Here is an 11,722-nt window from a genome sequence, read left to right on the forward strand (position 1 = left end):
TATATAATTATTTTTTCATATTTCCTGCCATTAACTGAATGATACAAAAAGGGGAAGGAAACTAAATAACAACGCATCATTGAAGTATACACTTAAACTTCTGATTTCTTATGGCCAGTAAAAGACCTATTGTAATATTAGTAGCCGATGATGATGAGGAAGACCGGATGCTGGTAAAAGAAGCCCTGGAAGAAAGCCGGCTTGCCAATAACTTACAGTTTGTAGTAGATGGCGAAGACTTACTTTCCTATCTGCGCAACCAGGGAAAATATGCCGATAAACAGCGCTATCCTACTCCCGGACTTATTCTACTTGATTTGAATATGCCTCGCAAAGATGGCCGGGAAGCGGTACGGGAAATTAAAGCTGATCCGCATTTGCGTATTATTCCCATTGTCGTGCTTACTACTTCCAAAGCAGAAGAAGATGTAATTAAAACCTATGATCTGGGGGTAAGTTCTTTCATTACAAAGCCTATTACGTTTTCTGCCTTGGTAGATATTATGCGGACACTGGGCAAATACTGGTTTGAGATAGTGGAGCTGCCAAAAAATTTCTGATATGGAGACAAGCCACCATGTTCTCAATATTTTGCTGGTAGATGATGACGAAGAGGATTTTATTCTGACCAGAGATATTCTCAGCGACATTCCCCAGCGGAAAATGAAACTTCACTGGATTGCCAATTATCAAGATGCCTTGGAAGAGATTCCCAGAAATGCCTATGATGTATACCTGATCGATTATCGCCTGGGTGCAGAAAGTGGCCTGAATCTTATTAAAGAATCGCTGCGGGAAGGCTGTACCAAACCACTCATTCTGCTTACCGGGCAAGGCGACCTGGAAATCGACCAGCAAGCCATGAAGGCTGGTGCTGCTGATTATATGGTCAAGGGAAATTTTAATCCTTTTCACCTGGAACGTTCTATCCGCTACAGCATCGAACATACCAAAAATCTCAACCAGATCCGGAGTTTAAATGCCGACCTGGAGAAACGGGTAGAACAACGTACCCAGGATCTGGCGCAAGCATTAACCAAACTGGAACAAACCAACCAGGACCTGAAACGGGCAGAAGCCGAAATTCTGAAAGCACTCGACAAGGAACGCGAACTAAATGTAATGAAAACCAAATTCGTTACCATCGCCTCACATGAATTCCGTACGCCACTCAGCACGATTTTATCTTCGGCTTCATTGATTGCCAGGTACAATAACCCGGATGATACAGACAAGCGCCACAAGCATATAGATCGCATCAAATCTGCCGTACATAACCTGACTAGTATTCTGAATGACTTTTTATCTATTGGCCAGCTCGAAGAAGGAAAAACGGCTTACAACCCCGTATGGCTGGATGTGGTACACCTGTCAGAAGAAATAACAGAAGAAATGTCTACAGTAACGAAAGAAACCCAGCATATTCTCTACCGGCATACCGGCCCGAAAAAAGAACTGCTGGTAGATAAACAAGTGTTAAAAAATATCCTGATCAATCTGCTTTCTAATGCCATTAAGTATTCCGGACCAGGCCAGGATATAGCCTTTACAACTGTTTGTACGGAGAAAGAGTATATTTTTTCTATTACGGATAAAGGCATTGGCATTCCGGACGTAGATAAGCCGCATTTGTTCAGCCAGTTTTACCGGGCACATAATGTAACCAATATCCAGGGAACTGGCCTTGGGCTGATTATAGTAAAAAAATATGTAGAGCTTGCCCAGGGCACCATAGAATATACCAGCCAGGAACATAAAGGAAGTACATTTACCGTAAAAATTCCGATGACTACTTAAAAGTAGCTTGGTTTGAAATTGATCACTTTACTAAATATTTATTAGCTTCACCACCAGCCACTAGAGAAAGTTTAGGTATAATTTAGCCCTTTTGAGTTGATTTTAAGTAATGTATAGGCAGCCTTGTTATGAAAAAAATATTATTAATAGAAGATAACACGGAAGTCCGTGAGAATACAGCTGAAATCCTGGAACTGGCCAATTACCAGGTATTTACAGCGCCCCATGGAAAAATCGGGGTAGAACTGGCCAGAAAAGAACACCCCGACCTGATCATCTGCGATATTATGATGCCCGAACTAGATGGGTATGGGGTATTGCATTTGTTAAGTAAAAATCCTGCTACGGCCGGTATCCCCTTTATCTTCCTGACTGCCAAAGCCGAGAAAGATGATTTCCGCAAAGGCATGAACCTGGGTGCCGACGACTATCTCACCAAACCTTTCGATGACCTGACCTTGCTGGATGCCATAGAAATGCGCCTGAAAAAGAATGACCTGTTCCGGGCAGAATCACGCAAAGAATCGGCCGGGACAGCTGGCGAAGGGAGCCGAGGTCTGGCTGAACTGAACCGCCTGCTGAATGAGGACAAAAAAACAGTGCATATTAAAAAGAAACAACAGGTATTTTCTGAACACAGCTTTCCGAATGCCTTGTACTATATTAGTAAAGGAAAGATAAAAACATACAAAACCAATGAAGAAGGCCGGGAATTTATTACCGGATTACATGCTGCCGGAGATTTTATCGGCTATATAGAACTACTGGAAAATTGTAATTATAAAGAATCGGCTACGGCCCTGGAAGATTCTGAATTATGCGTGATCAACAAACCGGAGTTTTTTACCTTGCTTGAACAAAACCGGGAAGTTTCACAAAAATTTATCAAACTACTTTCCAATAACGTAATAGAACAGGAAGAGCGTTTGTTGCAGTTAGCCTATAATTCTGTCCGCAAGCGGGTTGCCGAGGCTTTGCTACTGCTATACAACCGCTATCATGGGCAAGAAACTGGTGAAACTGCTATTCAGGTATCCAGAGAAGATTTATCCAGTATTGCAGGTGCTTCCAAAGAAACGGTTATCCGCACCTTATCTGATTTTAAAGATGAAAAGTTAATTGAGATTTCCGGAAAGAGCATAAAGATTCTCAATATGAATAAACTGTTGAAAATGAAGAATTGATGCCAGTATTAAGTAGTGAGTGCTAAGATTGGAAAGCCTTACATTCATAGCATTCATGTTAAACCCGTTTAATATTCAATTGCCATTCCTCATTCCTGGGAATGAAAGCCCATACAAAATTTCAGAATGATAATACTATATTTGACCATTCATGAATAAAACACACAAAGGAGCCAATCAGACCTATCTGGGGAATATCAAGGAAGGTATTAGCTCTTCCTGGCAAGGGTTAAAGATTTCTATCAAACATATTTTTGAAGCCAGGAAAAGCCGTACGCCTATAGGTATAGCTAATGAAAAATACTTTGAACAGGAAACTGGTATTGTTACCTTACAATATCCCTATGAAGCCATTCCGGTACCAGATAACGGCCGCTACCGCCTGCACAACGAAATGGAAGATTGTATTGTATGCGATAAATGCGCAGAAATCTGTCCGGTAAATTGTATTGAGATTGAGGCCGTGAAATCTACAGAAGAAATCCGTAAAACTTCCGATGGCCATTCCGTTCGTTTGTATGCGGCCAAATTCGATATTGATATGGCCAAGTGCTGCTTCTGCGGTTTATGCACCACCGTATGCCCGACCGAATGCCTCACTATGACCAAAGCCTACGATTTTAGTGAGTTTGTGCTTGCCAATATGAACTACCATTTCTCCGACCTTTCTCCAGAGCAGGCCGAAGAGAAAAAGAAGGTATACGAAGAACAACATGCTGCTAAATTAGCCGCAAAACAAGCTGCTAAAGCGGTAAATGAAGTTGCAAAACCTGAAGAAGGAGCCACACCTCCGCCAAGCAAGCCAGCTATTAAACGGCCGATGATAAAACCTGTGATTAAAAAACAAGACCCACCTTCCGGAGAATGAATCTGCTACAGCTTCTATTTTATGTATTTGCCGGAATTACCATTATTGGTGCGCTGGGCGTTTTACTGGCACGGAATATTTTGTATGCCGCTTTTTCACTGGTAGCTTGCCTGCTGGGGATTGCGGCTTTATATGTACTGGCAGCAGCTGATTTTCTGGCTATTACCCAGATTATGATTTATGTAGGTGGTGTACTGGTGCTAATTATTTTTGGCATTATGCTTACCAGCAAAACGTCTGAAACCTATTTAGTTTCACAAACTTATAACCGGCTGGCAGGTTTACTGACCGGTGGAGCGATGTTTGTCGTATTTATATTGGCTATTACCCAGGCGAATTTTTCAGCTATTGGGCGGATACAAACTGCACAGCCTACAACCGGATCATCCCTGTCTGGCATTGGTATTGGCTTAATGACACATGCTTTACTGCCTTTCGAAATTGCCGGTATATTAATTCTGGCGGCATTAATGGGAGCTGCTTATATTGCCGGGAGGAAGTGACGATCAAATGCTATTCTTCTTATACATGATTCTTCCATCAAATAGCCATACTCTTTCGAGAATAAATACCTCATTGTCATATAATGTTATACTCTTGGGAAGATTTTCATAGTAAATAGGATAATCTAATGCTTGACTCTCTATTAATTTTTCAACGCTAAAAACAGCTTCTTCAAATTCTCTGAAAGCTGTATTTATATTATCTACTCTAATTGTTCTCCAATTTGGTTTTCCTGTTATTCCTGTCTCATAATATTGGATAATAAGTTTTTTAGTAGGGTAATTTTCGGAATAATAAATGATTCTATCTTGTTTAAAAATCCCCAGTTCTCCATAAAATAAAGCAGCCCAGAAACCAAAGAACAACAATAAGATCCCCGATCCACTACTAATCAATAGGCCCTTTATTACCTTACCATAAAAAAGCAGGTATAGTCCTCTAAAAATTCCAAATATAATTACTAACAAAATCAAAGTGATAAAAATATAACCTTCTACAAGTATTTGTGCAAAAATAGTTCTGGGTTCGGTATGTGCTGAAAATGTAAATGGGAGAATAATTGAACCTACAAATACCATAGCAGGAATATATGCTAAGGCTCTAATTACGAAAGGCTTTATTTTATTAGTAATCATTTTAATAAGTAATCTAATTCTTGTTGCATCATTACCTTACTTCTCACTCCAGGTCGACATCAATTCAATGGCATAGCGATTTACTACTTCCTGCGTAATTTTTTTCTCCTGCTTCACCCGAAGCAAATAAGGATAGCCGGAATGTTTGAGAATAATATCTTCGGTTTCGGTATTTTCCGGTCCATTGAATACAATGCCTTTTACTTTTATTTTTCTTCGTTTCAGCTCGTTAATCGTAAGCAGCGAATGGTTAATGCTGCCTAAGTAAATATTACACACCAGAATTACTTCCAGCTTAAACTTCGCCGCAATGTCAATCACAAACTGTGTATCGCTGATGGGTGCGAGTATTCCTCCGGCGCCTTCTACAATCAGGGTATTTTCTGTTCTGGGCATTAGTATATTGTCCAGATGGATTTCTATATGCTCCAGCCTGGCTGCGGCATGCGGCGACATAGGAGCTTGCAGTAAATAAGCTTCTTTGTGGAACCTGGATTTGTTATTATGAACAAATTTCATCACGGTATCCGTATCTCTTGGATAACCGGCTTGTATAGGTTTCCAGTAATCGGCATGGAGTGCCTGGGTGAAAATAGAACTTACCAGCGTTTTGCCGCTATCTGTATGAATGGCTGTAATAAAATAAGACTTGCTCATAGAGATAAAGGGTTAAGAATACATATCATAAATGTATTAACTCTGCGAATATGAAGCTACAATTAAAAAACTAAGCTTTATTTTTCAACAGCCATCATATATGCATTATCCCGCGCCTACAATAAAGTTTTTATCCGGTATCCAACGTCCATCTATATATATTAACTGCCCGGATGCCATAAGCCCAGTCATATCTAAGGTTACTAATACCTTGGCAGCATTTTCTGTATAATCAATTATTTTAAATATATAGCAAGGTTTGTCAGGAGTAGGATTAGTATTCAAAACCTGAAGTGAATAGCCTGCCTGAATAATAGGAAAATGTATATCTTCAGATGGAAGCTGGTCTATATAAATAAAGATGCTGCCATATTTATTTTTAAGATTTTCAAACTTTGCAAATCTGATTACATCCGGTATATTCAAAACAGTTTCTATCAGCTGCTTCTTTTTAAAATCCGAAGAGATAGAATTGTCCCTTGTTACTGCTGAATCACTGCGGGAATTAATTGAATCATTAACGTGCTGCTCATTAACCTTAGACTGAGAACATGCCCCCAAAGCAATGATGAGAATACTTGTTAAAAAAGAATGTTTCATTAATTGCCAGATTTTATTCCCAAAAACCAATAATCCAATAATAGCGGCCATAATAGAAGTAACTAGAACAGCCGCAGCAGCAATGTCTTTGATAGCACCAGCTTTGGGATTAAATTCTGGAGAAACCAGATCTACTATTTTCTCAATGGCTGTATTAAACACTTCAGCCGTCCAGACTAAGCCAATCTGCGTAAGGATGATCGCCCATTCTACAACGGAGAATTCAACCATAAAACCAGCTCCTATTACAGCCAGAGATGCAAACAAATGAAATCTGGTATTATTTTCAAAGCGGAGCACCAGATACAATCCATGAAAAGCAAAGCGGAAGCTTTTAATTGTTTTAATCAGGCTATTACCGGCGCTTTTCAGGAGACGCATTTATTTTCAGGTGGATGAGGCTTAAAAATAACAGGTAAAAAAACAGAAGCAAACAGGTAAATCCTATTGTCATCTTAATAGCCACCGGATTGGATATTTGTTGCAGGGAATCCATAAGCAGCTGGACAGGATTGGTGAATAAATCCCAGCTGTTCCATCGTTCCACCCGCCCCAGATATATTCCAAACCCGGTAAGCCCAACACAACCTACAATACTCAGCCAGCCAGTGATTTCATTAAATAGCCGGTCGATGATCAGATGTGCCAGATACAAAGAAAATAATCCACATAATAAACCAGCCAACGCAAAAGAAAATACCAGAATAGAATCAAACCAGATGGGCACATGGGTATTGCCTTTCAGATGCAGCAGGTCGGTAATAATGTACGGCGAATTGGGCAGAAATAATAACCAGACCAGTAAACCCAGGCCAAAACAATACCTGTTCTGTGATCCGGTTTTCAGGCGTTCACTCAGAAAAAGCGTGATGAGCAAAGGTACCCAGGCCAGAAACAAATTCCAGGCAAGAAAAATATACCTGATCTGGTCGGCCACGATCATTCTGACCAGTAAAATACCGGTACAAAAACAGGAAAAGATGAATAATAACACAACAGGATTTATAACACGCTGACGGGCGTAACGGATTACTTGCATATGCAATATTTATTTTTTAAAGTACTTTGCATTACAAAGTTATTAGTAATATTTGAATTTGCAATAGGCCTATCAATATTGATTTACAGACAAATATTAAAAAACTGCAACAGCCGTTTAACATTTCCATATTACAGGAAGATATCACTACAGGACTGTACAACTTAATTAAAGATAGAACCTATATATCCCGGTAACTAAGTACGTTACGGATACTATCTTCGGTAAGAGGCTTTTCCAGATAACAGGCAACTTTATATTTGCGGGCTTTTTCTGTATCCCGTTGATTACTGGAAGTGGTCAGCATCACAATAGTAGTATTTTCATGTTTGAGGGCCGACATTTTATAAAATTCTTCCAGGAATTCAAATCCATCCATCACAGGCATATTCACATCCAGCAGAATTAAGTCAGGGCAAAAAGTATCAGTAGCCAGGCAATTTTGTTTCATAAAATGCAGCGCTTCTTCCCCGTTGGTAGTCGTATGGATTTTCTCGGTAATATCCATATCCTGAATGATGGTACGTGTCAGGTAGTTACTGGCAAAATCATCATCAATGAGCAACACACTTTGTAATTTTTTCATATTTCTTTAAAATAAATCATAAAGGTGGTTCCAACACCTTCCTGGCTTTCTACTGTTATTTTACCTCCACTGTTTTCAATGATTCTTTTTACGATATATAACCCGATTCCGGTTCCTTCTACATGGGTATGTGCCCGTTTAAACATCATAAATATTTTATCTAACTGATCTTTCCGGATTCCCAGGCCATTATCCCGAACCGATAACCGTATATATTCATCTACTTTGTCTGTAGCAAGGCTAATTTCCGGTTGCCGGCCGGTTGCTTTGTATTTAATGGCATTGGTAAGCAGGTTATACAATATACTTCTTAAATTTTTCCTGGCAAAGTGAATTTGTTCCACCTTAAAATCTGTAGTAATCAGCGCACCCGATGTTTCTATAACGTCGGCAATATCAGTTTTGATATCTGCAAATATTTCTGGGAACGATAAAGGCTCTACTGAACTTTCTACATCTTTCTGTACTTTGGTGATTTCCGTTAAGTCAACTATGGTTTGTTTAAGCCTGGTTACTGAAAGCTGGATCATGCGGAAAAGTTCTTTTTCCGGCTCACTTAACTTCCCACGGAGTTTATTGCCCATCATGGTAGTTAAGCCTTCAATATTAGTAACGGGTGCTTTCAAATCGTGGGAAGCTGTATATATAAAATTATCCAGGTCGGTGTTAATGCGGTTGAGCTGCTCGTTTTTCTGATACAATTCCTCCCTGGATTGCTCTAAATGTCCGACTAGTATCTTCTGTTCATGAATATCTGTACAGGTACCAAACCACTTTATAATTTCTCCATTCTCATTATACATGGGCAGAGCCCTGCCCAGAAACCAGCGGTAGGTTCCATCGTATTTTTTAAAGCGGTATTCTATTTCATATTGTTCACCAGTAGCCAGGCAATGGCTCCAGATTTGCTGTGTACGTTTAAAATCGTCGGGGTGTAATACCAGCGCCCAGCCTTTGTCTTTGGTTTCTTCATAGGTTAAGCCGGTATAATCGTACCATCGCTGGTTAAAATAATCGTGATCGCCATTAGGTTTGGTACGCCACACCAGTTGAGGCATAAATTCAGCCAGAAACTGAAATTGTTTTTGGGCTTCGGCCAGCTGTTCATTATTTAACCGGAGGGCTATATTGGCCTCATTGAGCAAATGTGTACTTTCCTCCACTTTTCGGCGGGCCATAAGATGTTCGGTTACTTCATACCCAAATGTGATCAAGCCAGATACTTTGCCATCCGATTCATGCAAAGGTTCATATATTAGGTTAAAATACTTTGTATAAGGTTTTCCATTATGTTCCCAATCTATCGTGATAGGCATTTCCTTGCCGATAAAACGTTCGCCTGTCTGGTACACCTGCCTGAGAATATCCATAACAGCAGGTTCCAGATTTGGAATTGCTTCTGCCAAAGGTCTGCCATCAATCGACTGGTCTGCAACGAAGGTTTTCAGGTACAAAGGATTAGCCAGCTCATAAATAAAATCTGGTCCTTTGTTTATGGCAAGCAATGCTGGCGCCTGTAAGAACAAAGTTTCCAGGCGATTGCGCTGTGTTTCCGCTTCCAGCAAGGCGGCTTTTTCCCGTTCCAGTAATATACTTTTAGCCTGGTTTGCTCTTTGCAAGGATTTAGTACGCTCTTGAATCTTGGTTTCCAGTTCAGTATTCAGATTGAGCAGGAGTTGTCTGGCCAGGGTCAGCTCTTCATTGGTTACGATTAATTCCTCATTGCTGGCGGCAACTTCTTCATTGCTTGACTTCAGCTCTTCATTCACGGTGCTAAGTTCTTCATTGCTGGTTGCCAGTTCCCTATTTAATGTGTCCATTTCCCGGGCATACACCTCTCTTTCCTGCAATTGCCGTTTGGTAGAGAAATATAGAAAAACAGCAATACCAAAAGTAGTGGCCAGAACGATCAAAATAAGGTACCTGGTAAAGGCAATAGAACGATTCAAGGCAACGGTTCTGGCAGCCAGAAGTCTGCTTTCTTCGTCTGCGATGTTATCAAATGTTTGCTGAATCTGCTCCGTCTTTCTCAAGCCCGGTTTGGCAGAAAAAAATTTTACCAGATTATCTGAATTACCAGCTTCTCTCAGCTGAATGGTCCGTTCAAAAAGGGCATATCTGTCCTGGATAAGTTTTCTCAGGGTTTGAATCTGCTTTTGCTGGACAGGGTTATTTCCGGTGAGCGAATCAATCAACTTCAGTTCATTATCTATAAGGGCAGTGCTGTTAATATACGGCTTTAAATAAGCACTATCCAGGCTGAGCACATACCCCCTAACAGCAGATTCAGCTTGAGTAATTACATTATCTATACTGGCACTGGTAGCAATGATCTGGTTTGTATTTTCTACCAGGCGGTTTCTGTCGGCCAATGAAGTAAAGCTTACATAAGCGGCTGATGAAATAGTAATAAGTACCAGAAATCCTATCACATAGGCTATTTTAATATAATACTTCAGGTCTTTTTCGGGCGCTTGCATCAATTTTTTTGTAGCTTAAATCTCTTCCTGGTTATTTATGAGTTAACTATTTATTTTTCTTTCAGATCTTATTCCCGGCAAATATTCAATATTTCCTGTTATTCATTATTAGTTACTTGTAAACTTTAAATTTAGTTATTGCGTAAGCATTAATTATCTCAAGCAACCAGCATAGTACTACAAACCAGCCTATTATATATGAAATTATGCATACACAACCCATCGGCTTACCCAAGCAATGATAAAACTAACCGAAAATGCTGAAAATTTCTTCATTTTAGAACAGGTAGCAGAAAAATCTGCACAAGCTTTTTTCATATTTGATGTTACTCAGCAACATTTACATTATGTAAATCCTGCCTTTGAACAGATCTGGCAACGGAGCAGGCAATCTATTTATCCAAACCTGCACGTAATTATGGATACGATCCATCCTGAAGACAGGGTGTACTTATCCGAACAATATCAACGTTTGCTTCATCATGAGGAGAACAAAAGTGTAGAATGCCGGATTGTTTTGCCAGATGGTTCACTCAAATGGGTATGTTTTACGGCTTACCTTATCCATCAGCACAGAACGGTCCGGTATATAGCTGGTTATGCCGAAGATATAAGCAAAAGCAAAGAGTACAGCTATAATTTATTAAAGTTCAATGCAAAAAAAAATGCAGTGCTTGAAATAATCTCTCATGACCTGGCTGCCCCTTTTAATACCATACAAGGCATTGCTGGTCTGATAGAAAATAAACTGGCACAACAGGACTATACCGGTGTACAAAATTTATTAAAACACATCAAGGATAGCAGTAAGCGAGGTTCTGATTTGATACGTGATTTTGTGACCCAGGAATTTCTGGAATCTTCTGAAGTAGTGCTTAATAAATCCAGAATTGATATTGTAGAAAAAATCAGGCTGATCATTGAGGATTATAAAAATGGGCAAAAACTCATTCCCAAACAGTTTGAACTCACTACCTCTCATGATTCTATTTTTATAGAATTAGATGAAATGAAATTTGTACAGGTACTCAATAACCTGATTTCCAATGCTATCAAATTTACACGTGACAATGGCACCATCAGCCTGCATGTAGAAGAAAAGCAGGATACCATTCTGATTACGGTTGCCGACAATGGGATCGGTATTCCTAAAACATCGCAGCCGGTATTATTCGAAAAATTCACCAAAGCCCGGAGGCCAGGTTTACGGGGAGAAAAATCTGTTGGATTAGGAATGTCGGTAATAAAAACCATTGTAGAATTGCACCAAGGCACTATCTGGTTTGAAAGTGAAGAAGATGAAGGCAGCCAGTTTTTTATCGAAATACCTAAAATAGATCAGACTCAGTAATACTAAATCGTTGTGGGTTAT

Annotated in this window: 12 protein-coding genes; 6 read left to right on the forward strand and 6 right to left on the reverse strand. The window is 39.7% G+C overall.

The window, feature by feature from the left end; all coding sequences use genetic code 11:
• Positions 1–110 precede the first annotated feature (110 nt).
• The 5 genes from GXP67_RS13730 to GXP67_RS13750 all read left to right on the forward strand — a co-directional run bounded on the left by GXP67_RS13730 (position 111) and on the right by GXP67_RS13750 (position 4,352).
• Entirely contained in the window at positions 111–560 is a 450-nt protein-coding gene (locus GXP67_RS13730; RefSeq protein ID WP_162443638.1) for a response regulator, read from the forward strand.
• 1 nt (position 561) lies between these two features.
• Positions 562–1,797: a hybrid sensor histidine kinase/response regulator gene (locus tag GXP67_RS13735; protein WP_162443639.1), complete on the forward strand. Its 1,236-nt coding sequence runs from the start codon at positions 562–564 to the stop codon at positions 1,795–1,797.
• A 128-nt stretch (positions 1,798–1,925) separates the two neighbouring features.
• Complete coding sequence (locus GXP67_RS13740) at positions 1,926–2,981, forward strand: response regulator (protein ID WP_162443640.1); 1,056 nt, start codon at positions 1,926–1,928, stop codon at positions 2,979–2,981.
• Between the two features lie 151 nt (positions 2,982–3,132).
• Positions 3,133–3,849 carry a 4Fe-4S binding protein gene (locus GXP67_RS13745; RefSeq protein WP_162443641.1) on the forward strand — a complete coding sequence of 239 codons (717 nt, stop codon included), beginning with the start codon at positions 3,133–3,135 and terminating at the stop codon, positions 3,847–3,849.
• Positions 3,850–3,851: 2 nt separating this feature from the next.
• A complete protein-coding gene (locus GXP67_RS13750) occupies positions 3,852–4,352 on the forward strand; it encodes an NADH-quinone oxidoreductase subunit J family protein (protein ID WP_162447918.1) in 501 nt (166 codons plus the stop codon).
• Positions 4,353–4,355: 3 nt separating this feature from the next.
• Here GXP67_RS13750 and GXP67_RS13755 read toward each other — a convergent pair whose 3' ends face one another.
• The 6 genes from GXP67_RS13755 to GXP67_RS13780 form a co-directional block, all read right to left on the reverse strand.
• Complete coding sequence (locus GXP67_RS13755; RefSeq protein WP_162443642.1) at positions 4,356–4,988, reverse strand: hypothetical protein; 633 nt, start codon at positions 4,986–4,988, stop codon at positions 4,356–4,358.
• A 36-nt stretch (positions 4,989–5,024) separates the two neighbouring features.
• Positions 5,025–5,645, reverse strand: coding sequence for a dethiobiotin synthase (gene bioD, locus GXP67_RS13760; protein ID WP_162443643.1), 621 nt, complete (start codon positions 5,643–5,645; stop codon positions 5,025–5,027).
• A gap of 105 nt (positions 5,646–5,750) precedes the next feature.
• Complete coding sequence (locus GXP67_RS13765; protein ID WP_162443644.1) at positions 5,751–6,626, reverse strand: diacylglycerol kinase family protein; 876 nt, start codon at positions 6,624–6,626, stop codon at positions 5,751–5,753.
• Entirely contained in the window at positions 6,601–7,284 is a 684-nt protein-coding gene (locus GXP67_RS13770; protein ID WP_162443645.1) for a DUF1361 domain-containing protein, read from the reverse strand. The genes GXP67_RS13765 and GXP67_RS13770 overlap by 26 nt, the downstream gene beginning before the upstream one ends.
• A gap of 181 nt (positions 7,285–7,465) precedes the next feature.
• Positions 7,466–7,870 carry a response regulator gene (locus GXP67_RS13775; RefSeq protein ID WP_162443646.1) on the reverse strand — a complete coding sequence of 135 codons (405 nt, stop codon included), beginning with the start codon at positions 7,868–7,870 and terminating at the stop codon, positions 7,466–7,468.
• Positions 7,867–10,350 (reverse strand): CHASE3 domain-containing protein, encoded by a 2,484-nt coding sequence (locus tag GXP67_RS13780; protein WP_162443647.1) that lies wholly within the window; start codon positions 10,348–10,350, stop codon positions 7,867–7,869. The genes GXP67_RS13775 and GXP67_RS13780 overlap by 4 nt, the downstream gene beginning before the upstream one ends.
• 238 nt (positions 10,351–10,588) lie before the next feature.
• On the opposite strand from GXP67_RS13780, the gene GXP67_RS13785 reads away from it, so the two are divergent.
• Positions 10,589–11,701 (forward strand): PAS domain-containing sensor histidine kinase, encoded by a 1,113-nt coding sequence (locus GXP67_RS13785; RefSeq protein WP_162443648.1) that lies wholly within the window; start codon positions 10,589–10,591, stop codon positions 11,699–11,701.
• Positions 11,702–11,722: the final 21 nt, after the last annotated feature.

Origin of the sequence: Rhodocytophaga rosea (genome assembly GCF_010119975.1) — a bacterium.
Classification (GTDB): domain Bacteria; phylum Bacteroidota; class Bacteroidia; order Cytophagales; family 172606-1; genus Rhodocytophaga; species Rhodocytophaga rosea.

Bases quoted from the DNA above. Each gene is read 5' to 3' on its own strand.
- GXP67_RS13730 (WP_162443638.1), top strand. From the start codon at position 111: ATGGCCAGTAAAAGACCTATTGTAATATTAGTAGCCGATGATGATGAG.
- GXP67_RS13735 (WP_162443639.1), top strand. From the start codon at position 562: ATGGAGACAAGCCACCATGTTCTCAATATTTTGCTGGTAGATGATGAC.
- GXP67_RS13740 (WP_162443640.1), top strand. From the start codon at position 1,926: ATGAAAAAAATATTATTAATAGAAGATAACACGGAAGTCCGTGAGAAT.
- GXP67_RS13745 (WP_162443641.1), top strand. From the start codon at position 3,133: ATGAATAAAACACACAAAGGAGCCAATCAGACCTATCTGGGGAATATC.
- GXP67_RS13755 (WP_162443642.1), bottom strand. From the start codon at position 4,988: ATGATTACTAATAAAATAAAGCCTTTCGTAATTAGAGCCTTAGCATAT.
- bioD (WP_162443643.1), bottom strand. From the start codon at position 5,645: ATGAGCAAGTCTTATTTTATTACAGCCATTCATACAGATAGCGGCAAA.
- GXP67_RS13765 (WP_162443644.1), bottom strand. From the start codon at position 6,626: ATGCGTCTCCTGAAAAGCGCCGGTAATAGCCTGATTAAAACAATTAAA.
- GXP67_RS13770 (WP_162443645.1), bottom strand. From the start codon at position 7,284: ATGCAAGTAATCCGTTACGCCCGTCAGCGTGTTATAAATCCTGTTGTG.
- GXP67_RS13775 (WP_162443646.1), bottom strand. From the start codon at position 7,870: ATGAAAAAATTACAAAGTGTGTTGCTCATTGATGATGATTTTGCCAGT.
- GXP67_RS13780 (WP_162443647.1), bottom strand. From the start codon at position 10,350: ATGCAAGCGCCCGAAAAAGACCTGAAGTATTATATTAAAATAGCCTAT.
- GXP67_RS13785 (WP_162443648.1), top strand. From the start codon at position 10,589: ATGATAAAACTAACCGAAAATGCTGAAAATTTCTTCATTTTAGAACAG.